24 protein-coding genes are annotated in these 23,375 nt (G+C 60.1%); 11 read left to right on the top strand and 13 right to left on the bottom strand.

Annotated elements, in window-relative coordinates; all coding sequences use genetic code 11:
- Positions 1–16 precede the first annotated feature (16 nt).
- Positions 17–997 (bottom strand): deoxyribonuclease IV, encoded by a 981-nt coding sequence (locus tag BW09_RS02665; protein WP_081886586.1) that lies wholly within the window; start codon positions 995–997, stop codon positions 17–19.
- 196 nt (positions 998–1,193) lie between these two features.
- Here BW09_RS02665 and BW09_RS02660 point away from each other — a divergent pair, with 196 nt between their 5' ends.
- The 4 genes from BW09_RS02660 (at position 1,194) to BW09_RS02650 (ending at position 4,453) form a co-directional block, all read left to right on the top strand.
- Complete coding sequence (locus tag BW09_RS02660; RefSeq protein WP_044090238.1) at positions 1,194–1,559, top strand: phage holin family protein; 366 nt, start codon at positions 1,194–1,196, stop codon at positions 1,557–1,559.
- 194 nt (positions 1,560–1,753) lie between these two features.
- Entirely contained in the window at positions 1,754–1,897 is a 144-nt protein-coding gene (locus tag BW09_RS10825; protein ID WP_156100223.1) for a hypothetical protein, read from the top strand.
- Positions 1,898–2,094: 197 nt separating this feature from the next.
- Positions 2,095–3,510: an MFS transporter gene (locus BW09_RS02655; RefSeq protein ID WP_081886585.1), complete on the top strand. Its 1,416-nt coding sequence runs from the start codon at positions 2,095–2,097 to the stop codon at positions 3,508–3,510.
- Positions 3,511–3,949: 439 nt separating this feature from the next.
- On the top strand, positions 3,950–4,453 hold the full coding sequence (locus BW09_RS02650; RefSeq protein WP_044090264.1) for a GNAT family N-acetyltransferase: 504 nt from the start codon (positions 3,950–3,952) through the stop codon (positions 4,451–4,453).
- Between the two features lie 244 nt (positions 4,454–4,697).
- Here BW09_RS02650 and BW09_RS02645 read toward each other — a convergent pair whose 3' ends face one another.
- The 5 genes from BW09_RS02645 to BW09_RS02625 all read right to left on the bottom strand — a co-directional run bounded on the left by BW09_RS02645 (position 4,698) and on the right by BW09_RS02625 (position 9,736).
- Positions 4,698–5,126: a hypothetical protein gene (locus BW09_RS02645; protein WP_044090236.1), complete on the bottom strand. Its 429-nt coding sequence runs from the start codon at positions 5,124–5,126 to the stop codon at positions 4,698–4,700.
- A gap of 246 nt (positions 5,127–5,372) precedes the next feature.
- Complete coding sequence (locus BW09_RS02640) at positions 5,373–5,642, bottom strand: DUF4160 domain-containing protein (RefSeq protein WP_044090234.1); 270 nt, start codon at positions 5,640–5,642, stop codon at positions 5,373–5,375.
- On the bottom strand, positions 5,635–5,856 hold the full coding sequence (locus BW09_RS02635; RefSeq protein WP_140462728.1) for a hypothetical protein: 222 nt from the start codon (positions 5,854–5,856) through the stop codon (positions 5,635–5,637). Before BW09_RS02635 ends, BW09_RS02640 begins: the two co-directional genes overlap by 8 nt.
- 66 nt (positions 5,857–5,922) lie before the next feature.
- Positions 5,923–6,366, bottom strand: a complete 444-nt coding sequence (locus BW09_RS02630) for a VOC family protein (RefSeq protein WP_140462727.1) — start codon at positions 6,364–6,366, stop codon at positions 5,923–5,925.
- Between the two features lie 115 nt (positions 6,367–6,481).
- A complete protein-coding gene (locus BW09_RS02625) occupies positions 6,482–9,736 on the bottom strand; it encodes a DEAD/DEAH box helicase family protein (RefSeq protein ID WP_181161765.1) in 3,255 nt (1,084 codons plus the stop codon).
- 283 nt (positions 9,737–10,019) lie between these two features.
- On the opposite strand from BW09_RS02625, the gene BW09_RS02620 reads away from it, so the two are divergent.
- From BW09_RS02620 to BW09_RS02610, 3 genes are all read left to right on the top strand, one after another.
- A complete protein-coding gene (locus tag BW09_RS02620) occupies positions 10,020–10,655 on the top strand; it encodes a GNAT family N-acetyltransferase (protein WP_044090231.1) in 636 nt (211 codons plus the stop codon).
- Between the two features lie 130 nt (positions 10,656–10,785).
- Positions 10,786–11,079 carry a helix-turn-helix domain-containing protein gene (locus BW09_RS02615; RefSeq protein WP_081886583.1) on the top strand — a complete coding sequence of 98 codons (294 nt, stop codon included), beginning with the start codon at positions 10,786–10,788 and terminating at the stop codon, positions 11,077–11,079.
- Between the two features lie 3 nt (positions 11,080–11,082).
- Positions 11,083–12,303, top strand: a complete 1,221-nt coding sequence (locus BW09_RS02610; protein ID WP_044090230.1) for a type II toxin-antitoxin system HipA family toxin — start codon at positions 11,083–11,085, stop codon at positions 12,301–12,303.
- 163 nt (positions 12,304–12,466) lie between these two features.
- On the opposite strand, the gene BW09_RS02605 is transcribed toward BW09_RS02610, so the two are convergent.
- Positions 12,467–13,294: an SOS response-associated peptidase gene (locus tag BW09_RS02605; RefSeq protein ID WP_223847869.1), complete on the bottom strand. Its 828-nt coding sequence runs from the start codon at positions 13,292–13,294 to the stop codon at positions 12,467–12,469.
- Positions 13,295–13,549: 255 nt separating this feature from the next.
- On the opposite strand from BW09_RS02605, the gene BW09_RS02600 reads away from it, so the two are divergent.
- Positions 13,550–14,719 (top strand): ATP-binding protein, encoded by a 1,170-nt coding sequence (locus BW09_RS02600; protein ID WP_219846512.1) that lies wholly within the window; start codon positions 13,550–13,552, stop codon positions 14,717–14,719.
- Between the two features lie 56 nt (positions 14,720–14,775).
- On the opposite strand, the gene BW09_RS02595 is transcribed toward BW09_RS02600, so the two are convergent.
- Positions 14,776–15,075 carry a DUF2316 family protein gene (locus BW09_RS02595; RefSeq protein ID WP_044090228.1) on the bottom strand — a complete coding sequence of 100 codons (300 nt, stop codon included), beginning with the start codon at positions 15,073–15,075 and terminating at the stop codon, positions 14,776–14,778.
- A gap of 264 nt (positions 15,076–15,339) precedes the next feature.
- Here BW09_RS02595 and BW09_RS02590 point away from each other — a divergent pair, with 264 nt between their 5' ends.
- A complete protein-coding gene (locus BW09_RS02590) occupies positions 15,340–16,299 on the top strand; it encodes an aldo/keto reductase (RefSeq protein WP_140462724.1) in 960 nt (319 codons plus the stop codon).
- Between the two features lie 32 nt (positions 16,300–16,331).
- Here BW09_RS02590 and BW09_RS02585 read toward each other — a convergent pair whose 3' ends face one another.
- On the bottom strand, positions 16,332–16,826 hold the full coding sequence (locus BW09_RS02585) for a hypothetical protein (RefSeq protein WP_044090226.1): 495 nt from the start codon (positions 16,824–16,826) through the stop codon (positions 16,332–16,334).
- 197 nt (positions 16,827–17,023) lie between these two features.
- On the opposite strand from BW09_RS02585, the gene BW09_RS02580 reads away from it, so the two are divergent.
- On the top strand, positions 17,024–17,389 hold the full coding sequence (locus tag BW09_RS02580) for a YccF domain-containing protein (protein ID WP_044090225.1): 366 nt from the start codon (positions 17,024–17,026) through the stop codon (positions 17,387–17,389).
- 109 nt (positions 17,390–17,498) lie between these two features.
- On the opposite strand, the gene BW09_RS11060 is transcribed toward BW09_RS02580, so the two are convergent.
- Positions 17,499–18,596, bottom strand: coding sequence for a hypothetical protein (locus BW09_RS11060; RefSeq protein WP_044090224.1), 1,098 nt, complete (start codon positions 18,594–18,596; stop codon positions 17,499–17,501).
- Between the two features lie 226 nt (positions 18,597–18,822).
- Between BW09_RS11060 and BW09_RS02565 the strand changes: the two genes are divergently transcribed.
- On the top strand, positions 18,823–20,238 hold the full coding sequence (locus tag BW09_RS02565; protein ID WP_140462722.1) for an amino acid permease: 1,416 nt from the start codon (positions 18,823–18,825) through the stop codon (positions 20,236–20,238).
- A 142-nt stretch (positions 20,239–20,380) separates the two neighbouring features.
- On the opposite strand, the gene trpE is transcribed toward BW09_RS02565, so the two are convergent.
- The 3 genes from trpE to hisF all read right to left on the bottom strand — a co-directional run bounded on the left by trpE (position 20,381) and on the right by hisF (position 23,258).
- Entirely contained in the window at positions 20,381–21,937 is a 1,557-nt protein-coding gene (gene trpE, locus BW09_RS02560; RefSeq protein WP_140462721.1) for an anthranilate synthase component I, read from the bottom strand.
- Positions 21,938–22,047: 110 nt separating this feature from the next.
- Entirely contained in the window at positions 22,048–22,443 is a 396-nt protein-coding gene (gene hisI / locus BW09_RS02555; protein WP_140462720.1) for a phosphoribosyl-AMP cyclohydrolase, read from the bottom strand.
- 44 nt (positions 22,444–22,487) lie between these two features.
- On the bottom strand, positions 22,488–23,258 hold the full coding sequence (gene hisF / locus BW09_RS02550; protein WP_044090221.1) for an imidazole glycerol phosphate synthase subunit HisF: 771 nt from the start codon (positions 23,256–23,258) through the stop codon (positions 22,488–22,490).
- Between the last annotated feature and the right edge of the window lie 117 nt (positions 23,259–23,375).

Below are 23,375 nucleotides of genomic sequence, written 5' to 3'. Positions count from 1 at the left end.
TCGGGGTGATCACCGGCTACCGCTGCACCAGCGAGCGCAGCAGCGCGATCTCCTCGCGATGCGTGTCGGGCGTGAGCTCCTTGGTTTCGAGGATCATCGGCAGACGCGCCATGTCTGGGTCGTTCACAAGCCGCGTGAAGAACGGGATGCCGAGATGGCCTTCGCCGATGTTGGCGTGGCGGTCCTTGTGCGAGCCGAGCCCGAACTGGGAGTCGTTCACATGGATGGCTTTGACCTTGTCGAGCCCGATGATGTCGTCCAACTGGCGCTTGACGCCGTCGTAGTCGTTGACCAGATCGTAGCCGGCATCCAGCACATGGCAGGTGTCGAATGTGACGCCGATGTGCTCCTTGTTCTCGACGCCGTCGATGATTGCGGCGAGTTCCTCGAAGCTACGGCCGCACTCGGTGCCCTTGCCCGCCATCGTCTCCAGCAGCACCATGACGCCGCTCGCCCGCTCGAGCACGCGGTTGAGCCCCTCGCTGATCAGACGGCAGCCTGTCTCGGCGCCTTGGCCCACATGCGCGCCGGGGTGGATGTTGATGTACGCCTCCTGCCCCACCTCGCGAATCGGCGTCAGCAGCTCAATGTCTTCGGCCAGCGCCTCGATGGCGAACGTGCGCTTGGTCTCCTCTTTGCTGGCGAGATTGTAGACGTAGGGCGCGTGGACGACCAGCGGCCCGCAGTGCTCGGCCTTCAGTCGCGCGCCGAACTCCCCAGCCTGCGCCGGGTCCAATGCCTTCGACTGCTTGCCGTACGGGGAGCGCGGGAAAAACGCGAACGCGGACCCGCCCTCCTCATGAGAGCGCTTAATCAGCGCGTCCCATCCGCCGGCCGTGGACAGGTGCGAGCCGACGAGCAGACCCGTCGTTGTCGTAGTAGCCGCGGTCGTTGCTGTCGGTTCCGTCGTTATAGTTGCCGTCGTTGCCGTAGCAGCAGTGGCCGTTCCCGTTGTTTTCGTCGGTATCGCTGTCGTCGTTCCCGTTGTTTCCGCCATTTCCGATCCTCACTCCCCTGAAGTCTTCCCTGGATGGTCCGCCGGGTTCCGGCGGACCATCCGTACTCCGTCTCCGTCCTCTTGCCAGGCCCGCAACCGGGCCCGCGAACGGTCACCTTCCGCATTGTACGGCGTCGCCCTTCGGTGTGCGGCATCATCACATTCCGCTGACATTTGAACTGGAAGAATCGAAAGCATGAAGCAATTCATCTCCCATTGGCTGGTGCTGACCGTTGCGGCGGGCGTCATGGTCGCCGTGCTGCCCGGCATGGAGGCGGTGGGCGAGCCGCCGATTCTCGGCATCGCCGCGTTCTCCCTGTTCATGGCGCTAATCAACGCATCCATCAAACCGGTGATCCACATGCTCGCTCTGCCTATCTCCGTGCTGACGCTGGGGCTGTTCGCGTTGGTGCTCAACTGGATGTTCATGGAGCTCGCCTCGTGGCTGGCCCTCTCCCTGTTCGACGTGGGCGTCATCATCCACGGGTTCTGGTGGGCGGTGCTCGGCTCACTCATCATGGCCGTCGTCTCCGGCATCGTCGGCTCGATCATCGGCGAATAGGCGGCGTCCGTTCCGCTGAGTCGGCATTCCGGCGTCTCCCCCGGTCGACGGGACAGACGCTTGCGGCCGGATGTGCGCAGCCGGGTGTGCGTTGCGCGCGCTCCGATAGGATTCCCGCCGGGTAGCACGCGTACGACGTGGGTCGGGGGTCGGGATCATCGCCGTTGGGCATGTCTCGCCGCCGACGGTATACAGTGGATACCGGAACAGGTGGCGGCGCATGGAGCCGTCATCCCGGCTCCGACGCCGCATGCTGGCGCACCGACGCGCCTGCCATGCCCGACCGTTGCAAAGGATCGCTCATGTACCTCGTTCTGGAATCGTTCGCATACGACTAATGCGGTTCGGACCGGCTCACCGCCCCATCCGTTCCTCATGCCTCGTGGCCGTACAGATTGCAGCCGCGACATGCCGTTATGCGAATATTCCAGACATCACCCCGATCATCCATACGAATCTGCGTCGCAGACTCTTCACGTTTTCTCGCGCGCGCTCGCCGGATTCCGTTCGGGGCTGACACACGAAACGAGTCACCATGAACGCCGATAATTCTTCCTCGTCCCCGCGGTCTTCACAGCTTCCGCATCCCTCGTCCTCCCCAGTCCCGACTGTCCCGCCGAATCCGGCGTCAGGGCACGATCGCTCAGGCACGGCCGTCCCGCCGACATCCCGCTCACTATGGCGCAGCCGCGCCTATCGCGACTGGTTCGCGGCCGACACCGCCGACGGGTGCGCGGTCAGCCTGCGCACGTTCTCCATACCGCTGGTCGGCCTTGCGCTCTCCGGCTCGCCGTTCGTGGCGGGTCTGCTCGTCACCGCGGAATCGGCAATCGGGCTGGTCCTGATGTCGTTCGGCGGCGCGATCGCAGACCGGCATGACCGGCGCCGTCTCATGATCGCCCTCGGCCTGATCGGACTGACGCTGTCCGCCGTCGCGACCGGCATGCTCGCATCCGGCACGATGACCACGCTCGCATTCGCCGTGTTGGTCGTCCTGTTCGCCGTCACGAACGGACTGCTGGGACCATCCAACGACGCGATGCTCAAATCGATCGTGCCGATGGAACGGTTCGCCAAGGCGCAGGCCATTCGCGAGGCGCGCGAATCCTGCGTCGAACTGTCCGGCGGAGTGATTGGCGGGTTGCTGTACCGGCTCGCCGGATGGCTCCCGTTCCTCGTCTCCACCATCCTGTACGGCATCGCCTCGGCCACGACGTTGCGACTGCCGAAGCGCACTGGTGCGGATGGAATCAAGGCCGTCGATGCCGCGGCAACGTCGCCGGCGATGCCCACGGTGACGGCCACATCCGGCGACAATCCGTCGTTTCTTACGCAGTTCATTGAGGGCTGGCGTTGGACGCTGACCCGGCGTGTGATCCTCGCAGCCATCGTGCAAGGCGCAATCATCAACGTCGCCTGCGTGGGAAGCATCGTCGGCGTGCAGATCATGCTCGCTGCGCGTGGCACCGACGCCGCGCTCATCGGACTGGTCGGCACGGTGACCGGCATCGCCGCGTTCGCCGGGTCGCTGGCCGCCGGATGGCTGGTCGACCACGTCCCCACCGGCGGAATCATCATGCTCACGTTCGCCGTGCTGACGGCTGCGATGATCCCGCTGCTGTTCACCGACTCCTACGCCGTGATCGTCGTATGCCTGGCCGCGCCGGCCCTGCTGTTCCCCGCGCTGAACGCCGGCGAACTCGGGTTCATCTACGGGCGCACGCCGGACGACATGCAGGGACGCGTCTCCACCGTGTTCGAGACGACAGTCGGCGTGCCCGGCGCGCTCGCCCCGGCGCTCGTCGGATGGCTGCTGCAGGCTCCCGGGTTCGGATTCCGCGCGGTCATGATGTTGGTCGTCGTGTGCTCGGCCGCGGGCCTCGTGCTCGCCTGCATCACCGCAACCCGTCATATTCCGTTGCCCGAGCATTGGAGTCAGGTCGAACTGTGATTGTTCGTTGCCGGCTTGGCACCTGATTGGCGGTACCAGGCGTCGAGCCGGGCGTCATTGCGGTACGGTAGCCCGAAAACAGCGTTCTCGCCATATTGTGTACAACCCGGTGCGGTACTATACGTGAAATCGGCTGTTTTTCGCATGTCGTACCGCGGCGGTGCCCGGGACCAATTTGCCGGACCGGAACAGAATGGCTTGTTTCCGCGGTTTGTGATTCCGCCATATTGTCACGACACCGAATGAAAACGATTGCTTGAACTGTCGTGCCACAGCAATGCGGTACGACAGTCCGAAATGAGCCGAATCGGTGTATCGTACCGCGCTCACCCATGTGAATCATGCTCACGCTGTCGCAATGGTTTGTTTCCGCAATGCCATTCGGCTAAGGCCGGTATTCGTCTTGGCTGCCGTTCCTTTCGCGTCGCAGGCCGCTACCATGAACTGTATGACGATTCGCATTGTTCCCATCGAGCCGAAATGGTTCGAGCAGAAGGCCCAGGTGCAGTCACGTACATGGCGGGAGCTCAATCAGGGGCGCATCCCGCAGGGGATTGTGGATGCGATCACGCCTGAGTTCGCACTTGCGCTGACTCGCAAGGCCACTCAGAATCGCGATCAGGTCACGCTGGTCGCTGTAGATGCGGATCAGGTGATCGGCTTCGCTGAGCTCCTGCGCACTCCCCGTCCGCCGACTGATCGTCCCGGCGCGGCGGAATTGGCATCGTTGTATGTGCTGGAAAGCCAGCATCATCGCGGAGCCGGACGAATGCTGGTCGAGGCCGGGCAAAGGGCAATCGGCAATAACCGACTCGCATTGTGGGTCATGCGGTTCAACACCAACGCGCAAGAATTCTACCGGCACATCGGGTTCCATGAAACCGGTCGCACCCAGACCGAGGACTTGGGACCGGAACTGGAGATGATCAATTACGGTGATTGAGCCACCGGCGTGGCCGCGTGCAACGCCATGCGCCGGCCGGCATTGCGCCACAGCAATCCGAGTGCCGTGTCGCCGGTATTTCCACCACCCATGGTGTAGGGATTTGCCCATGATGTAGGGAATGTCCCACGGTGTAGGGACAGAAAATGGCTTGTTTCCGCCTTTTCTTGAAAACGCATCCCTACACCATGGGCAAGTCACTACACCGTGGGCCTGCGTTGGCCTCTCGCAGGTCCACAGTTGGTCACACCAGAGGCCGGCGAGCGTCCAGCTCGCAGATGATGCCGGTCTCCTTGCGAATCCATTCGACTGCCTGCAACGCGGCAAAATTCCACAGTGCGTATGGCATGCCGCCGAAGTTGGGATGCTCGGCCCAGAAGGTCAGATTGTCGCTGTAGGCGGTGAGTGTGTCGCCCTCGGAGGCCGGCATCGTGGCACGGTACAGCTGATCGGCCAGTGCCGCGACGAATTCCTGCGCGGCGCCCAACGTATCGATGAGATGCTGGTCGGCGGTAGGCGGCGGGCCTACAATCTCCCATGATTCGACATCCGCGGCGTCCCAGTGGACGTTCTCGCCATCCACCTTTCGCTCGATCGTTACGAACAGTCGGGCGAACTCGTCCGAGGTCAGTCCGGTCACCCTGCGGCGGGTGGACAATTCGATCGGTGTCACATAGCCCTCCTTCTGTGGTTATTGCTCCGCTCGTACGGTAATTGCCGCACTTGCACGTGTGATGAGGCGAGCCATCATATGCTTGCTGCCATCCATCGGACATATTCCCATATCGCATGACCAGCTCATGGCCATCGCACACCAACACCGCGGGCTGCATGAACTATATGCGCAACATCACCACTGACATATGACGTTCATGCGATTGATCTCCATGGAGGTGATGATTGCTGCTTATCAGTAGCGTTACTTATCGAAGTGACAGTTGCCGAAGAAGCTGCGCCACGCCTGCACGAAACCATTCCAGTTACGACGTATGTACAGCTGGATTTTCCTGGTCGTCTTGGCGTCAAGTGTGGTTGAATCCACAACCACATCGCCATCGGCGGTCAACACAAACCTGGCGAGCCGATACGAGTTGTTGCGCTTGATGTGAAAGTGCACGCCGTGGCCGCCGTCATTGCTGGTCACATAGAACTCGTATCCGGCGACGTCTTCAAACCAGATTTCAGGCATATTCGCGATCTACTTCACGAGCATCCTCCACGAACGGGTAGGAACGCTTGAAATAGCCTTCCACCAAAGGAAGCGATTCGGAAGGGAACGTGTTGCTCCTCACGGAGCCGTCATTGTTGAACACAATCTTAAACCCGGTCGCCGGCTCAGTGACCGTGACCGTCTTCGCCGTGTATCCCAAGCGAAGACCATTGGCCTCCAACAAGTTACTCATACCGACCTTCGTCATAATTCTCCAACCAAGACGCATGATTCCGATTCCGCACCACATACTTCCCATTCATTCTACGCCCGCATCAATATGGCCGTCGCCGAACCAACCGGACCAGTCGACGACCGCTTCGACGTTGTTGCCGTCCGGGTCCAGTACGAACGCCGAGTAATAGCCGGGATGATAGGGGCGCGGTCCTGGGGCGCCGTTGTCCCGGCCTCCTGCGGCGAGCGCGGCGGCGTGGAATGCGCGGACGGCATCGATGCTTGGGGCGAGGAAGGCGATGTGGGTGACGGGTGAGACCGTTTCGGTTCCGTCATGGCTGTGGCTGGTTGCATCGGTGTCCGTCGGCGAGAGGTAGAAGTCGGAGTGGAGGGTGCCGTCGTCCACGCCGAATCCGAGCGTCGGCTCGTGATGCGCCTTGACGATGTAGCCGAGTGGGGCGAGCGCCCGTGTGTAGAAGTTGACGCTGCGTTCGATGTCCGTCACATGTAGGGTGATGTGGTCCAGCATGTGCGTAACGGTACGCGTTTCGGCTGTCGTCCGCATGCTTCCGGTCACGCCGTGGACATGTGCCGGCGTTTGCACATCGGCTAAAGGGCTGATACGAACGTGGGCGGAGGATGAGTCAGTGAGTGACGGCGAGCGTATGTCCTGTTTCCTGGTGGAGGTTGGCGGCGACCGTTGCGTCGATGAACCGTAGCGAACAGTCGTCCGGTTTGGGGTTGCCCAACGGTTCGATGGTGCCGAACCAGACGAGGGCTTCGTCGAAGATGACAAATTCGCTGCAGGATTCGACGGCGTGCACAGTGCATCCCAGCGCGCGGAGCCTGTCCATGTTGCGTTCGGTGCGGGCGCGCGAGGCCGGTGTCGCCGTGGACGAGAGGCGTACGGTGACGTCGACTTTTACTCCCCTGCCGACCGCCTTGAGAATTACGTCGTCGACTTGTTTGATGGCGCGTTCCGATAGGTATCCGGCATGGATGGTCATCGTGTGCCCGCAATGATCGATGTCATCACGGAGCGTCTTGAGGAATCCCGCCGCGGTGATGACGGGCGTATCCTTGCCGGCATCCGTCTGCGTCAGACTCGCCTTGCGCTGCATCAACGCCTTCGTCTTGGCCTGTCGCATCGCGCAGGTCCGGTCCTCTTCGGACAGCAGTGGCTCATATCCTTGCACCAAATATGCCTTCAATCGTTTGCGATACATGCCAGTGGCCATGGGCACGGTCGCATCGATATAGTCGTAGACGCGTACCTCACGTTTGCCATCATTGTCGCGGTGCAGACGCCCCACGTATTGGGTGACGGCCGCTTCCACGGACACCGGAGCGGCGAGCAGAAGCGTATCGAGCCGTTTCTGGTCAAATCCTTCGCCGATATAGCTGCCAGTCGCCACAACGGCAAGACTCTTCCCCGGGGAAACATGGGCGAGCCGGTCCAGGTTGGCTTGTCTGGTTTTCTTCGGATCTGCGCCATAGAGAAGGATCACATGCGCACATCCGCGTGTTTGTAGCCCATCGGCGAGCGCTTTGGCGTGTTCGATGCGTTTGGTGAGCAGAAGTGGCGTGCGGCCTTCGTCGATGATGTTCATGGCATCGTTGAGAATCATGGCGTTGCGTTCCTCATTGGCACATGCCGCTTCAAGATAGTCGTGATACGTGTATGGTTCGATGAGGTCGAGGTTGACGGGCGTGAATCGCGGAATGAACCGGCGTGTGAAGTGTTGCGAGGCCATCTGGTCTTTGACATCGACGGTGTACCGTACCGGCCCGCATTGCATGACGGTTATGGGATGCATGCCGTCGTCGCGTTTCAAGGTGCCGGTAAGTCCATAGACGTATTTGGCGGTGGCTGCTTGTGCGATGGCTTCTGTGTCGATGGATGCGACGTGGTGGCATTCTTCGAAAATCACCATGCCGTAGTTCCTGACGAGGGTTTTGACGTGCTTGTCTCCGGGTACGTCGCCCTGTTCGAAGAGCGACTGTGCCAATGCAATGTCGATGATGCCGTTGGGTTCGTTTCGTCCACCACCGATCTGGCCGATGACGCTGCGTTGCCGTCGGCTGATTCGTCCGGTTCTGGTTCGCAATGGCGGCAGTGTCGCTGTGACGTTGAGGAATTGTTCGAGCCGCTCCTTCCACTGACCGAGCAGTGCGGACGACCGTAGTACAATCAACGTGCTGGTTTTGCGTTTGGCGATGAGATTGGCTGCTATCACGGTTTTACCGAAGCCGGTTGGCGCGATGAGGATGCCGTTGTCATGTGCGAGCAGGGCTTTTGCGGCGGAGATTTGCTGTTTGTTGAGTGTGCCGGTGAATTGTGCGCGTATGCGTTTGCCCGCATTGCGTTCGTCCGTGCAGATCACTGTGGCTCCGGCCTCGCTCAGTAAGGTGGCCAGTGGATCTTTGCACCCACGAGGCAGTAGGATTGCGGCATCTGTTTCTTCGCCGCGATAGATGATTCGCGGCTTGTTGTACACGGGTTGGCGCATGGCCTGCGCTCGGTAGAAATCCGGATTGGCGAATGCCGCGAGTCGTCGTATCGCGTTGAGCGCAGGCGCCGTCATGTCGTTTTTCGGTATGACAAGCATATTGCGCTCGACGATATTGACGGTTTCGGGGACATCCGATGAGGTGAGCGTTCTGTGTTGTTTGATGGAATGATTCCCATTGAATTGGTCGAATATCACCTGCTGATAGGCGTTGTCATCCGGTCGCGTGTGCGTTGCGTCCGAATGTGCAGGGGATTTCTTGGCCCAAGATTCCGCAGGTGGTCCTTCCCGGTTGAGACTGCCCAGCGGTCCTTCCAACGTTGAGGACAGGGAAGCGATGGCATGCACTTGCTCGGGCGTGATTCGCCTGATTGAGGCCAGATATGCCCACTGGTCCGGGTATGGCTCGAATCGTTCATCCACGAACACGCTGTTGCCTTTGTCCCTTGCCAAACGTTGCAGAGGCAGTGCGATTAGATTGCCGAAACCACCGGCGGGTAACGTGTTCTGGTTGGGAAACATACGATCGTATGAGCGGAATGTGATGTTCACCAGATCGGACGCTTCGGTGAGCAATACGTCTCCCATACGCCGGGCTTGAGCGGCTTCGACCTGTTCGGTGAAGAACAGCCATAGGTGTCCTCCGTCACCGGAGCGTGAACGTTCCATGGCCGGCGTCAACCCATGCTGCTCGCAGATACGTCGGGTCGCAGTGATCTCATCGCGCCAGCCGGCGTCGTCGAAATCGATGGCCAGAAACCAGACCTTTGACTCCTTGGACATCGGGTACAGTCCGACGACATTCGTCATCCTCATGTCTCGCTTGGTGAAATGCTCAAGCAATATCTGATCGGTCAGAGGTTTGCAACGACGCCGATCCGGCGGAGTGGGCACCCTTTTGCCATTCGGCAATGTGGTCCATTCATTCCATGCCGCCGGCGCATATCCGACCTTGCCGGTTTTCTGGCTCACGAATCCGTGCGCGTATACGTCGTCACGGCCGCGAAACAGGGAGCGGAATAATTGGATCTTCCGTTCGGGCGCACTGTGGGCATTGATTGATGACACAGATGCATCGGCTCGTTTGCCTTCAACGCTTTTTGAATCGTCTCCGCCGCGCGTGGATTCCATCCGTTGCAGCTCCTGCGCGTGGGTTCGTCGTTTATATTCGCATTTGCCAAGTCGCCAGTCGGCCTGTGACACGTACCGGATTTCACCCATGCTGATGCCTGTGATAGAACCGTTTTTCACGCGTAATTCGTTCGCGCTGGCGCCTTTGCCCTCACGATGGCACAGTATTACCGCAGGCGCGGTTCCACCGGCATGTTCGATGACATCGTCAAGGACGAAAAGCTGATCAAACAGTACGGCATATTCCGGTTCAGCCATATCAGCCGCGCTCCTTTGACCGACGGATTCATCTGTTACCCAACACGCTACCGTCGTGCCCAAACAACCGCCGACATTATCAGGACGGAACGGCCATTTCATTATTCGTGATGAATCCGCAATTCATGACCATCGCCAATGGATGTACATAATTGAGAGGATTTAGCTTTTTTCTCTCCCCCAGTCAGCTTCGCTGACAGCCCCCTCGTCAGAGGGGGCCAGCACCACTCAACCAATTACGATACAGACATAGGATCAAACCACTCCGTTGAAAGGCGCCGACATGAAGAGCATCCAGACCGAACGACTGCTGCTGCGCCCTTGGAAGGCGGATGACGCGGCCGAGGCGGCCTCGCTGTTCCGGTACGCCTCAGACCCCGAGATCGGGCTCAGCTGCGGATGGCCGCCGCACACCAGCGTCGAGGGCAGCATGAATGACATCCGGGGCATCCTCGCCGTGGAGAACAACTGGGCCATCACGATAAAGGGCGGCGACGCGTCCGGACCCGCCGCGGATAACGAGCCGGTGGGTAGCATCGCGCTCAAACCCGTCAGTCATTACACCATCGACGCGGTGACCGCCGGTCCGGAGCTCGGCGGGAGCTACTACGACACGTATCTCGGCGGCAATGCGCTGGAACTCGGCTATTGGATCGGCCGTCCGTTCTGGGGCAAGGGATATATGCCCGAGGCGTTGCGTGCCGTGCTCGGATACGCGTTCGACGATCTGCACGCGGAGGCGGCATGGGGCGGCCACTACCGCGAAAACACGCAATCCGGCCGTGTGATGGCCAAGTGCGGACTGACCGTCGTGACCGAATCGCAGCACGACTACTATCCGCTCATCGACCGTTACCACGACGACGTGTTCCGCATCATCACCGCCGACGGGTGGCGCGACGGCGCACCCGAGCAATAAACGATGCTACTGATATCATCGGGATTCCCTGTTCTCTGGTTGCGACTGTTCTCTGGTTGTGAAGAATAACATACAGTATACTATTGCTTATCCTCGTTTACATAGAAAATACTAATCGTAAAGAGACCGCATGAAATATGTGCCCACAACAGTGAGACGTGATTTGCGAATCATGGGGGAACGACTGTCTCAGCAGCGTCGTCTACTGTCGCTGACTGTCGCCGACGTGGCGCAACGCGCAGGAGTGAGCCCTACCACGGTGTCGAATCTCGAACAGGGAAAGCCGGTTCGCACCGACTCCTTGCTGAGCATTGCCCGCGTGCTTCAAATGGCGGATGCACTGGTATCGTCGTGTGACCCGTATTCGACCGACCTCGGCAGATTACGGGCCGGAGAGCAACTTCCCCAGCGGGTGAGGAGATAGATCATGTCGGCGAAAACCGTCGAGGCGACAGTCGCCGTCACATTGGAGAGTGGAGACGAGACTACGGCCGGGACCCTATACGCCACCGGGGATGACTTGTCATTCCGATATGACGCAGACTACATCCACCGACAGGATTCATTCGACCTGTTCCCATCCCTGCCGCGCTCACTGGCTCCGTTCTTCTTTTCAGGACTAGGACCGTTTTCGGATTCCGCCCCCGACCGTTGGGGACGCAAGATACTCGCCCGCAGTCTGAAGAGAATCCGCGTCAGCGAATCAGAATATCTGTTCGGCGTGAATGACCTGACCCGTCAGGGCGCCATACGGTACTGCATCGAGGGCAGGCCTGTGGCCGGCGATGAAGGAGTACCGGTCTTGGCCAATCTGCCGGAACTGCTGAACACCGCCGACGCCGTGGAACAGAATCGTGATGTCAGCGACGTCTCGCTGCGCAGACTTTACCGGGCGACTGGATCCTTGGGCGGCGCTCGCCCAAAGGCATCGGTGACAGATCAAGGTTCGCTGTGGCTCGCCAAATTCCCCAAACCCGACGGAGACGAATGGGACGTCATCGGCTGGGAGGCTGTCACGCTGGAAATCGCGTGTATGGCGAATATCGATGTGCCTGAGCATCAAACCTTGACCATCAAAGATGCTGATGGACGCAATCGAACGGTTCTACTTACCAAACGCTTCGACAGGAGACCCGCGCCATCAGCGGAGGCCATGACCAGAATCCCCTATATGTCGGCGCTGACCGCATTGGAATCGTCTGATGGGGTTGGTGGAGATTGGCTTGATTTGGCGGAATTCACCCGACGTTCGGGAGGTGATACCGGTGAGTTGTGGCGTCGGGCCATGTTCGGCGCGGCTATCGGGAATCTGGACGATCATATGCGCAATCATGGGTATCTGCGGTGCGGCAATGGCTGGAAGCTATCCCCCGCGTTCGATATGAATCCCGAACCGTATGATGCGGCGGTTCCGGATGTGCATCAAATAGCGCTTTTCGGCGACGCCGAAGTAAGTATGGGCAAACTGCTGACCGATGATTGCCTTGAGTTGTTCGGCGTTAGCCGAAAATATGCGGAACAATGGTCCAGAACACTGCGATCCGCACTGTCTCAGGCAGTGCCTCGAGCCGCCATGCGCCGCATTGACGCCCAGTCCATCAACCTAATGAGTGAACGTTTCTCTGCGGCGATTAGGTCGTTGGAATGACCAGCGGATTCATGAACGCAGCCGCTGTCCTGCTTGTCGACGGCTACTGTGACGTGTTCCGCATCATCACCGCCGACGGGTGGCTTTGCCTATGATGTGACCTTCGCTGAACGGTTTGTTTTGCTGCAATGAATGCGAGGATCGTATATCCGACATTCGATTGTCAGAACAGGGTCGGGGCCTCGGCTTGGACCAGCGGCCGTATGATGCGGCGACCGTCATCCGTTGGGGCGAACGGGGCGACCTCATGGAAGGCGAGCCGGCGCGAAAGCTCGGTCCCGTTCGATGCGAGGTCCGCGAGCAACGACGAGCCGTCGATCGAGCGGTCGAGCCATGCGCCGGTCATGTCTGAGGGGACGAGCACCGGCATGCGGTCGTGGACCGTCGCCGGCCCGTCCACCGCCGGGCAGGTGAGTATCGTCGCGGTCAGCATCCATGGAGACGCTTTTCTCGGCGGAATTGACGAAATCATCGGATTCAACGAACTTGACGAATCCGCCGCCGATACCGGCGACGTCGCCGAAGACGAACTCGCCCGCCACCAGGAGAACAGTCCGGCCATTGCCAGTGGTCTGTCGTCCGGCGCATGGAAATAGAACGGCCGTCGGCCACGGAACTCGTAGTATCCGGAAGCGGGGATGACGGCCCGCATCGATCTGGTCGACTCGGCGAATGTCGGCTTCGCCTCGGCAGATTCGATGCGAGCATTGTATGTCGGATACGTCAGGGCCGGGCCAGCGCTCCACGACGGCACCAGAGACCAGCGCGCACCGGTCAAATGGCGTCGGCCGTCCCCGCCCTGCGCCACGACCGCGATGGTTTGCCCGGGCCTGACGTTATATGACGGCCGTGGCAGCGAAGCGGCATCCGCGCCACTGTTGCCGCCGTCCTCGTTCTCACCCGCCTCCACACCGAATTGTTTCGCAACCGCGCCCCAATCCAAATCAGCCGCAAAGCACCTGCACACAGCGAGAAGCATATCATTCGGCATGGCAGGAGCTTGCCGCCGATCAATCCCGACGTGTTGCTTAGCATCATTCCATCAGTCAATCATGTCGAAATCGGCATCATAGAAGCACAATCACAATCAGATACGTTTAAGCACATGCTGTAATCCACTAAAGAATCGATTATAATCGATTCTATTAAACAATTGGTCAGATACATCAATCATACTTGATTTCATATGAGGAAGGGATTCACCATGATTGATAGACCTGCATATATGCAGCAAATACGTCCCTTCATGGGAAAGAACGTCATCAAAGTGCTGGTGGGAGCCAGGCGCTCCGGCAAATCGACGTTACTGGAGCTCATCCGGCAACGGCTAATCAGCGAAGGCGTTGCCGAACAATCCATGCTTCATATCAATTTCGAATCAAGCGAGTATGCCGGTATCGCGAACGCCGATGATCTCACTCAGTATGTCGCGAAACACATGGCAGGAACACAAGGTACTATTCGCCTGTTCTTCGACGAAATCCAAGAGGTCATTCACTGGGAGAAGGCGGTGCGTTCCTTCATAGTGGATTACGATGCCGATATCTATCTGACCGGCTCGAATGCACGCATGCTGTCCAGCGATCTCGCCACCTATATCACTGGCCGTTACATCACCATCGACGTATACCCGTTCTCATTCGCCGAATTCCTTGATGCGTTTCGTCAAGCAGCCGGCCCGGTCGATGAACGATCTGCGTTCCGCAGATATGTAGCCCAAGGTGGATTCCCCTTCCAGACCGATCTGGCCTTTGACGAGACGGCTTCCCTGCATTACCTCGAGGACCTGTTCTCGACCATACTGTTCAAGGACGTCATCCGGCACGCGGGGATACGAGATGCCGACTCACTGGAAAGGGTCATACGTTACGTCATCAGTGAGGAAGGACATCTGGTTACCGCCGCGAATATCGCCGCATACATGAAAAGCGAGCAGCGCAAAGTATCGGCCGAGACCATCGCCAATTATCTCAACGCCGCGAGCAAGGCATTCCTCATCTACCGTGTTCCACGCGAGGACACGATAGGCAAGCGTACGCTGAAAATTAATGAGAAGTATTACGTGGTCGATCAGGGACTGCGTCATGCCATTGGACTTAACAACGCAAACGCAATCGATCAGGTTCTGGAGGGCATCGTCTACATGGAGCTCAGACGCCGTGGCTATGACGTTCGAGTCGGCAAAATCGCCGACAAGGAAATCGATTTCATCGCGCGTCGAGGAGACGATCTTTCCTACTATCAGGTCTCGTATCTCCTCGAATCACAGCAGACCGCTGACCGAGAATTCGGCGCATTCGATGGCATTCGTGATAACTGGCCCAAATATGTGCTGAGCATGGATGAGTTTCCTCAGACACGAGACGGTATCCAAGGAATGAACATCATTGACTGGCTACTTTCCAATAATCGGTGACGGTGGCTCAGCGAATCTCATACTGCAGGCCATGCCATACAACAAGCGGATAACAGCTAATCCAGCCGGTTCGCGTCGATGACCCGGTCGTCGAGGAACCAGTAGTCGTGCGGGTCGCCGCGCAGGGCGGTGAACGGCACCAGCGTCACGCCGGCTGCGGCTGCCTTGTCCAGCAGGTATCCGCGCACGATCCACGGATACTCCAGCACTCCGGTGCGCAGGTCGATGATGCGTTCGATGGTCTGGCCACTGACGCCGAAGTCCGCGCCGATCTGGTCGGCGGTCAGGCCCAGCAAACGCATGTTCTCACGGAATTCGCGGATGGTGTTCGCGCGCTGTTCACTGGTCAATGACATGATTCCACTCCCCTCGCAACAATGACGTTTCCCACGATAGTCACGACAGGAACCCGTGAGGATGCTTCCGTGTGGGCTTTGGCCAACAGCGAATGCCAAGGTACGGCAAAATCACGCCATACCTGTCCGCCAAGAGCGGAACTGCGTGCAATCGCATTCCCGTATGCCGTGTCGCGCGCGACAATAATCGAAGCCGCATCCTGGACCGTCGCTCCGGTCGGGATGCGGCGACGATTCGCGCAAAGACGACGAAAGGATGTCAAGATGACCGATCAGCGAGTGAAGGTGGGCGACAGCGACCTGGAGGTGTTCCCGCTGGTACTGGGCGGCAACACGTTCGGCTGGACCAGCGACGAGGCGACCAGCCGCAAGGTGCTGGACGAGTACGTCGAGGCGGGCGGCAACTTCATCGATACCGCCGACGTGTATTCGGCATGGGCGCCGGGCAACGCGGGCGGCGAGTCCGAGATCATCCTCGGCCGCTGGCTGGCCGTGCGGTCCAACCGCGACGACGTGGTCATCGCCACCAAGGTGAGCGAGCACCCGCAGTACAAGGGCCTGTCGCACGACAACGTGATCGCCGCGGCGAACGAGTCGCTGCTGCGTCTCGGCGTGGACGCCATCGACTTGTACTACGCCCACTTCGACGACAAGAACACCCCGCTCGAGGAGACCGTCGCCGCATTCGACGAACTGGTCAAGGCTGGCAAGATCCGCGCGATCGGTCTGTCGAACTACACAGCCGATCGCATCGAGGAGTGGTTCTCCATCGCCCGCGAGCACGGCTACGCGCTGCCGGTCGCACTGGAACCGCACTACAACCTTGTGACCCGCGGCAACTACGAGCGCACGCTCGCCCCGGTGGCCGCACGCGAGAACCTCGCGGTGTTCCCCTACTTCTCGCTGGCCGCCGGCTTCCTGACCGGCAAGTACCGTTCCGCAGCCGACGCCGAGGGCAAGGCCCGCCAGGGCATGGTCGCCGACTACCTCAACGCCGACGGGTTCGCGCTCGTTGACGCGCTTGATGCGGTGGCCAAGGCGCACGATGCGCAGATCGCCACCGTGGCGCTGGCTTGGCTGCGTCACCGTCCGCAGGTCGCCGGCCCGATTGCCTCCGCCCGAACGCCCGAGCAGCTGCCCGCCCTGCTGGCTTCGGTCGCCCTTGACCTGACCGACGACGAGGTGGCCGCGCTCGACAAGGCGTCCGAACCGTTCGCCAAGTAATTGCCAGCGTTCGGATATAACGTGGACTGAAGTCACCCATTGCCGTGATCGACTTCAGTCCATGTCCGGCCGTCGTCGTTGAGCCGCAGATACCAAGCCATCGATTGCGGACCGTCGGGCAGTGACGGGTCTCTGCCATCGCAGTCGAAATCGACGGTCGCCATGAATATGCGGTCCCGCCCATATTGCTGGTATGCGTCATACACGGACGACCAGTAGTCCGGCGATTCACTCTTGGCCTTATCCTCCCAATCCAGCATCTCATCGGTCTTCGCTTCGTCGTAGGAGACCTTGTGCAGTGTGCAACCGGTGAGTGTGGAGAACGATTGCGTGACGGTCCTGCCGGCGGCGTCGAGCTGCGCCTTGGAGAACCGGGTGGAGGACGAGTAGGAGTACTGGACGTGCGACGTGTCTGCGGGACGATGCATCCACCATCGTGCGAATACGCATATCGCGACCACCAGTATCACTGTGACGATCGCGATGATGATTCCGTATCGATAACCCTGCCTGTCCTCGGATATCATTGTCGGATTCCCCCTTCCGAGCGTCAGCCATACATGTGCTTATATCATAGATTTGGCCATACCGAGACGTTCTGTCGCCTGATGGCAACAACGCCGACCGGATTTCGGGGTCGGTTCCGGGAAGTCCCTGATGATTCGGGACGCGGTCGTTTGCGATACTGTGATGTTGTCTGCAAACAATGGAAAGGGGGAATGGCATGCGACTCATCGGCAATATTCTGTGGATCATTCTGGGCGGCATCGAAATCGCCATTGGTTGGGCCATCGTGGGCCTTGTCCTGTGCGTCACGATTATCGGCATCCCACTGGGCATTCAGGCATTCAAGATGGCCGGACTTACGTTGGTGCCGTTCGGCAAAACGGTGCGGTACGGCGGCGGGGTCGGTTCCACGCTCGCCAATATCGTATGGGTTGTGCTGGTCGGCGTATGGATGGCGATCGGCTATGTGATCGCCGGCGCGCTCAACTGTGTGACCATCATAGGCATCCCATTCGGCATCCAGTCGTTCAAGATGGCCAAGCTCGCGCTCTGGCCGTTCGGCGCGCAGATCGACAATCTGTGACGGCCGGCTGTGAATACCATGCCGTCGATTGCACTGAAGGGACCTGCTTCCCGCCGCATCTACCGGGGTGATTTCCCACGGATCCGACGCCGAATCCGCCTTTAATCCATCACTGCAGCGCCTTGATAAGCGCCTGCATGGCGTCGTTGTTGGGCAGTTCGGATACGTTGGTGACCTGATCGGTCACGCCGTTCACCCCGAACCGTGAGATGGGGTCGCTGCCCAGATAGTCCACCGATCGGAAGCCGTGCCGCCGCCACGCGAGCTGCTGCACGTCCTTCGACTTCAGCAGATCAAGCAGTTTCTCCCCGTTGGCATCCAAGGCCATCAGCGTATGCGTGCTCCAGACGGTCGGGGTCGGGTAGGCGACCACGATGTCGTCCTTGACCTGGGCGAATGCGTCCGGATTGTTGACCGCCAGATCGAGGATCTGCGACTCATAGCCGACGGTCATCGGTTTGGAGCCCACGCCAAGCGTCAGAAACTGTGTGAACGAATCCTCGGAGCTGGTCTCCATCCATCCCGATTTGGCGAACAGGCGCTTCACGGTCGCGCCGTCGCGCGCCACGGAATCCACGGTGGCTGGCGTGCCGCCGTTGAGCACGGTGGCGATGAGCGCCGCGTACTCGTTGCCTGAATTCGATTGCACCGGATCGGTCGAGTCGATGCGGAACTGGCCGTACCCGGCCGCATACCCCACATCGGTCCATGATTTGTCCGCGACCATCGCATCCACGGCCTTGGCCATGTCCAACCGGTAGACGCCGGATTCGTCTTTGGTCATGAGTCCACCGGCGACCAGCCCGTCGGCAACGGCTCGATGCGTGTAGACGACAATCGGAGAATTGAACACGATGTCCTGTCGTGTGGCCTTCACGCCCTTGGACTTGCCGTATTCGACGGCCGTGCGCGAGGAGGGGAACAGGTAGTCGAGGCCCTTGCGGTCGGCGTCCATCATCGCGAGGCTTCCCGCCTTGCGGTAGTTCACGTCGAGGCCGGCTTTGGTCGCCAATGCCTTGAATTCGTCGTCATCGAACAGACCGATCTTCTCGCCGCCCAGATAGCCGTCCACCTTCACTGCCTGGACAGGTTCCGCAGGCTTGGGCTGGGACGAGCGCCACACCACCACGCCGAGCACGACGGCCACCGCCACGAGCAATGCGATCAAACCTATCACCTTCGTGGGCCAACGATGCTGGGTTTCCATCGGCTATGGACCTTTCCTCTTGCTGGGTGCCGCGTGCATGCGGCACCTTGGACGCAGTGACAACGCCCGGACGGCACTGTAGTTCCGCTATCATTGTATGCCCGACATTACGCTTGACCCGGGGTTTCCGGGACCCCATGCCCGACCATAACCAGTAGTATATGAATTCGGCGTGAAAACGAGCAGCGCACGCACATCGACCACACACGATCAAAGGAGCCCAGACATGGCGGATGCCAGCGAAGGCAATACCAGCGGAACGGATGCCCAGAGCGGTCTCGAACGCAAGATGGAGTCACGTCATCTGACCATGATCTCACTGGGAGGTGTGATCGGCACCGGCCTGTTCGTCAGTTCCGGCTACACCATCCATCAGGCCGGCCCGCTCGGAGCGATTCTGGCGTATGCGGTCGGCTCCCTGCTCGTCTACTGCGTGATGGTCTCGCTGGGCGAGCTGTCGGTGGCCATGCCCTACGCCGGCAGCTTCCACATGTACGCCAAACGCTTCATCGGCCCCGGCACCGCATTCACCATCGCCATACTGTACTGGCTCAACTGGGCGGTAGCGCTCGCCAGCGAGTTCACGGCGGCCGGATTGCTCATGCAGCGATGGTTCCCGGATTCGCCGGCATGGGTGTGGTCGGCCGTGTTCATCGTGGTGGTGTTCGCACTGAACATCATGTCGGTGCGGCTTTACGGCGAGGCGGAGTTCTGGTTCGCGTCGATTAAGGTATTCGCCATCGTCGCGTTTATTGTGATCGGCCTGCTGGCGATCTTCGGCGCCATACCAATTGCCGGTCATGATTCCGCGCCGTTGTTCGATAACTTCGTGGCCGATGGCTGGTTCCCGAGCGGCATCGCGCCTATTTTCTCGACTCTGCTGACCGTGGTGTTCGCGTTCTCCGGCACCGAGGTGGTCGGCGTGGCCGCCGGCGAGACCAAGGACCCATCGCGTGCGATCCCGAAGGCCGTGCACACCACGGTGTTCCGTCTGGCCCTGTTTTTCATCGGTTCGATCGCGGTGATGTCCGCTCTGATCCCGTGGCATCAGGCCGGTGTGGAGACGAGCCCGTTCGTGCTGGTGTTCCAGTCGATCGGCATGCCGTTCGCCGGCGACATCATGAACTTCGTGGTGCTCACGGCAGTGCTCTCCGCCGCGAACTCTGGTCTGTATGTGTGCTCGCGCATGGTGTGGTCGCTGGCCAAGGAGCGTCTCATCCCCGCTCGGTTCGCCAAGACGAACTTCCACGGCGTGCCCGTGTGGGCGGTACTGTTCAGCATGGCCGGCTCGCTGCTCGCCCTGCTTTCCTCCGTGATCGCCGCATCCACCGTCTATCTCGTGCTGGTTGCCGTCTCGGGGCTCGCCACGCTGGTGGTGTGGTTCTCCGTATGTGTATGCCATATCCGGTTCCGCCGCGAATGGGTGCGTTCCGGACACAGTACCGACGAATTGGGGTACCGTGCGCCCGGATATCCGGTGCTTCCCTGGCTCGCCATGGCGATGTGCATCGGTGCGCTGGCTCTTGTGGTGCTCGATGAGACACAGCGTTCGACCCTGTATTGCATGATCCCGTTCGTCGCCTGTTGCTATGGCGGGTATTACCTGCTCGAACGTCGCCGCAGGCGCGCAGAACGAGACTAATCGAGCACGGCAGATGTGCCGTTACCGACCTTGTGTACCGCCCTGATCGCTGTGATGGTCACTATCGAGCACAATGAATGAGCCTTCTTGCCACAGTGTGGATTGCGACAAGAAGGCTCATGCTCAGTTGTTCATGTACCGCTTACAGTTCGCGCAGCTGGGCAGCAATCTGGACGGCCTCGACGCTGGCCTCGGCCTTGTTGCGGGTCTCCTGCCACTCGTTGGCCGGCACGGAGTCAAGCACGATGCCGGCACCGGCCTGCACGCTCGCCTCATGGTCACGCAGGAACGCGGTACGGATGGCTATGGCCATGTCCATGTTGCCGGAGAAGTCGAAGTAGCCGACGGTACCGCCGTAGATGCCGCGATCGGCGGGTTCCAATTCGTCGATGATCTCCACAGCGCGAGGCTTGGGTGCACCGGAGAGCGTGCCGGCGGGGAACGCGGACTTGAACACGTCGAAGGCGGTCAACGAGGGGTCGACCCGTCCGGTGACGGTCGAGCAGATGTGCATGATGTGGCTGAAACGCTTGATGTCCATGAGCTGCACGACTTCTACGGACTGCGGCACGCACACCTTGCTCAAATCGTTGCGCGACAGGTCCACAAGCATGATGTGCTCGCTGCGCTCCTTCGGGTCGGCGAGCAGCTCCTTCGCGAGCTTCTCGTCCTCCTCAGGCGTGGCGCCACGTGGACGGGAACCGGCGATCGGGAACGTCATCGCATGGCCGTTGTCCACCTTGATGAGCGTCTCCGGGCTGGAGCCGATGACGTTGAAGTCGCGTCCCTGCGCGTCGGTGAGCGCCATGAAGTACATGTACGGGCTCGGGTTCAATGTGCGCAGCACACGATAGACGTCGAACGGGTCGGCCGGCGAATCGATGTCGAGGCGCTGGGAGATGACCACCTGGAACACGTCGCCGTCGACGATATGCCGCTTGGCTTCCTCCACGGCATGTTCGTAATGGCTTTTCTCGGTACGGAAACGCAGTTCGGGCTGCTTGACCGACTCGTCCAGCACGTTGACGCGTGCCTCGCCCTCGGTGGGGGTGGCGGCGTCGCGCTGCATACGATCCAGTCGAGCCACGGCCTCGTCGTAGGCGCCGTCCGCACGAGTGGGCTTGTCGTCCACGTTCACGGCGTTGGCGATGAGCCATACGGAACCGGAGACATGGTCGACCACGGCGATGTCGGTGGCGAGGGCGAGCACGGTTTCCGGCTGGCCGGTCTCGTTCGGGGCCGAGCCACGCAACGTCGGCTCCCAATGGCGGATGGCATCCCAGCCGACAGTGCCGACCAAACCAGAGGTCAGGTTCGGCAGCCCCTCCACATGCGGGGCCTTGAGCGTCTTCAGTGCGGCATGGGCGACTTCAATGACATCGCCCTCGTTGGGTACACCGGCCGGCACCTTACCCAACCAGTCGGCTTTGCCGTCGTTAGAGCGCAACTGGGCCATGGAATTGACACCGATGAAGCTGTATCGGCTCCAGGAACCGCCGAATTCCGCCGATTCGAGAATGAACGTGCCGGAGCGTCCGCCGGCGAGCCGCTCGTAGAAACCAACCGGGGTCAGGGAGTCTGCGAGCAGTCGGCGCACAATAGGAATCACACGATAGCCTTCATCGGCGAGTTCGTGGAACTGATCACGGCTAGGCCAAGTGGCTCCCCATGTAAGATTCTTGACGCTGCATTCGCTCATTATCGCTCCTTGACTGATATCCCAATTCACTGCATGTATTCCCGCAATACTAACCGTCCCTTGGCCGTGCTGCGTATGGCGTCCACCGACAAAGGGAATCCGGCGTAAGCCTATTGCCCGGCAGGACGGTGGCCTTCGACCACGGGCAGCGGCCCTCCTTCGAGGAAGCAGCTGCGCTTGCCGGTATGGCATGCGGCACCCACCTGATCGACTTCGACCAGCAGCGCATCACCGTCGCAATCGAGCGAGACGCCCTTGACATACTGCACGTGGCCTGAAGCGTCTCCCTTGCGCCAGTATTCCTGACGAGAACGGGACCAGAACGTGACGCGCCCGGTGGTCAGGGTGCGCCGCAGCGCCTCGTCATTCATATAGCCGACCATCAGCACCTCGCGGGTGTCGTACTGCTGGATGACGGCCGCGACCAGTCCCTTGGCATCGCGCTTCAGTCGCGCGGCGATTCGTGGGTCGAGCTCGGTGGAATTGTCGTATTCGTGTTCTGCCATGTCGTTATATCCGTTTGCCTGCATTGTCCATGTATCGTACTTGTTCAGCGCACGGTGTAGCCGTGCTTCTTCAATTCCGCTTTCACATCGGCGATGGTCATGATGCCGTAATGGAACACCGATGCCGCCAGCACCGCGTTGGCGCCCGCCTCGATGGCCGGCGGAAAGTCCTCGACCTTGCCGGCACCGCCGGATGCGATGATCGGAATCTTCACTTCCCTGCGCACCGCACGAATCATCTCCAGATCGAATCCCTGCCGGGTGCCGTCTGCGTCCATGGAGTTCAGCAGGATTTCGCCGGCTCCAAGCTCCTCGGCCCGTTTGACCCACCAGATCGCATCGATGCCGGTGGATTTGCGGCCACCCATGGTGGTGACCTCGAAACCAGACTGGGTATGCTGTTCGCCCTGCTCGCGGCGGGCATCCACGGACAGCACCAGCACTTGGTTTCCGAATCGTTCGGCCACACGGCTGATCAGCGAAGGATCATTGATGGCGGCCGTGTTGACGCCGACCTTGTCCGCGCCGCAGCGCAGCAGCGAATCCACATCCTCGGGCGTACGCACACCGCCGCCGACCGTCATCGGGATGAACACCTGTTCGGCCGTACGGGAAACCACATCGATCATGGTCCTGCGATGCGAGCTTGAGGCGGTCACATCGAGGAACGTCAGCTCATCGGCGCCCTGACGGTAGTATTCGGCGGCCAGCTCCACCGGGTCGCCGGCATCCTTGAGGTTCTCGAAATGCACACCTTTCACCACGCGACCGTCATCGACATCCAGGCACGGGATGACTCGTACCGCCAGCGACATGCTCCACTCCCCTGTTCGGTTTCGCTTTGTACAGTGCTTCAGCCTACCTATCGGTCATTACATGAACCATATCGGCTTCTGCAATATGAGAATCATAAACGGTCACAACGGGTTTAC

The sequence above is a fragment of the Bifidobacterium sp. UTCIF-1 genome (assembly GCF_006408915.1).
Taxonomy (GTDB): domain Bacteria; phylum Actinomycetota; class Actinomycetes; order Actinomycetales; family Bifidobacteriaceae; genus Bifidobacterium; species Bifidobacterium reuteri.
The sequence above is the reverse complement of the archived record's forward strand: the minus strand, read 5'-3'. Positions and strand labels throughout refer to the sequence as shown.

Coding starts and splice junctions, on each gene's coding strand:
- BW09_RS02590 (WP_140462724.1), top strand. CDS start 15,340: ATGACCGATCAGCGAGTGAAGGTGGGCGACAGCGACCTGGAGGTGTTC.
- trpE (WP_140462721.1), bottom strand. CDS start 21,937: ATGAGCGAATGCAGCGTCAAGAATCTTACATGGGGAGCCACTTGGCCT.
- BW09_RS02630 (WP_140462727.1), bottom strand. CDS start 6,366: ATGCTGGACCACATCACCCTACATGTGACGGACATCGAACGCAGCGTC.
- BW09_RS02610 (WP_044090230.1), top strand. CDS start 11,083: ATGTCGGCGAAAACCGTCGAGGCGACAGTCGCCGTCACATTGGAGAGT.
- BW09_RS02595 (WP_044090228.1), bottom strand. CDS start 15,075: ATGTCATTGACCAGTGAACAGCGCGCGAACACCATCCGCGAATTCCGT.
- BW09_RS02625 (WP_181161765.1), bottom strand. CDS start 9,736: ATGGCTGAACCGGAATATGCCGTACTGTTTGATCAGCTTTTCGTCCTT.
- BW09_RS02600 (WP_219846512.1), top strand. CDS start 13,550: ATGGGAAAGAACGTCATCAAAGTGCTGGTGGGAGCCAGGCGCTCCGGC.
- BW09_RS02565 (WP_140462722.1), top strand. CDS start 18,823: ATGGCGGATGCCAGCGAAGGCAATACCAGCGGAACGGATGCCCAGAGC.
- BW09_RS02650 (WP_044090264.1), top strand. CDS start 3,950: ATGAACTGTATGACGATTCGCATTGTTCCCATCGAGCCGAAATGGTTC.
- BW09_RS02620 (WP_044090231.1), top strand. CDS start 10,020: ATGAAGAGCATCCAGACCGAACGACTGCTGCTGCGCCCTTGGAAGGCG.
- hisF (WP_044090221.1), bottom strand. CDS start 23,258: ATGTCGCTGGCGGTACGAGTCATCCCGTGCCTGGATGTCGATGACGGT.
- BW09_RS02635 (WP_140462728.1), bottom strand. CDS start 5,856: ATGAGTAACTTGTTGGAGGCCAATGGTCTTCGCTTGGGATACACGGCG.
- BW09_RS02615 (WP_081886583.1), top strand. CDS start 10,786: ATGAAATATGTGCCCACAACAGTGAGACGTGATTTGCGAATCATGGGG.
- BW09_RS11060 (WP_044090224.1), bottom strand. CDS start 18,596: ATGGAAACCCAGCATCGTTGGCCCACGAAGGTGATAGGTTTGATCGCA.
- BW09_RS02640 (WP_044090234.1), bottom strand. CDS start 5,642: ATGCCTGAAATCTGGTTTGAAGACGTCGCCGGATACGAGTTCTATGTG.
- BW09_RS02585 (WP_044090226.1), bottom strand. CDS start 16,826: ATGATATCCGAGGACAGGCAGGGTTATCGATACGGAATCATCATCGCG.
- BW09_RS02580 (WP_044090225.1), top strand. CDS start 17,024: ATGCGACTCATCGGCAATATTCTGTGGATCATTCTGGGCGGCATCGAA.
- BW09_RS02665 (WP_081886586.1), bottom strand. CDS start 997: ATGGCGGAAACAACGGGAACGACGACAGCGATACCGACGAAAACAACG.
- hisI (WP_140462720.1), bottom strand. CDS start 22,443: ATGGCAGAACACGAATACGACAATTCCACCGAGCTCGACCCACGAATC.
- BW09_RS02605 (WP_223847869.1), bottom strand. CDS start 13,294: ATGCCGAATGATATGCTTCTCGCTGTGTGCAGGTGCTTTGCGGCTGAT.
- BW09_RS02655 (WP_081886585.1), top strand. CDS start 2,095: ATGAACGCCGATAATTCTTCCTCGTCCCCGCGGTCTTCACAGCTTCCG.
- BW09_RS02660 (WP_044090238.1), top strand. CDS start 1,194: ATGAAGCAATTCATCTCCCATTGGCTGGTGCTGACCGTTGCGGCGGGC.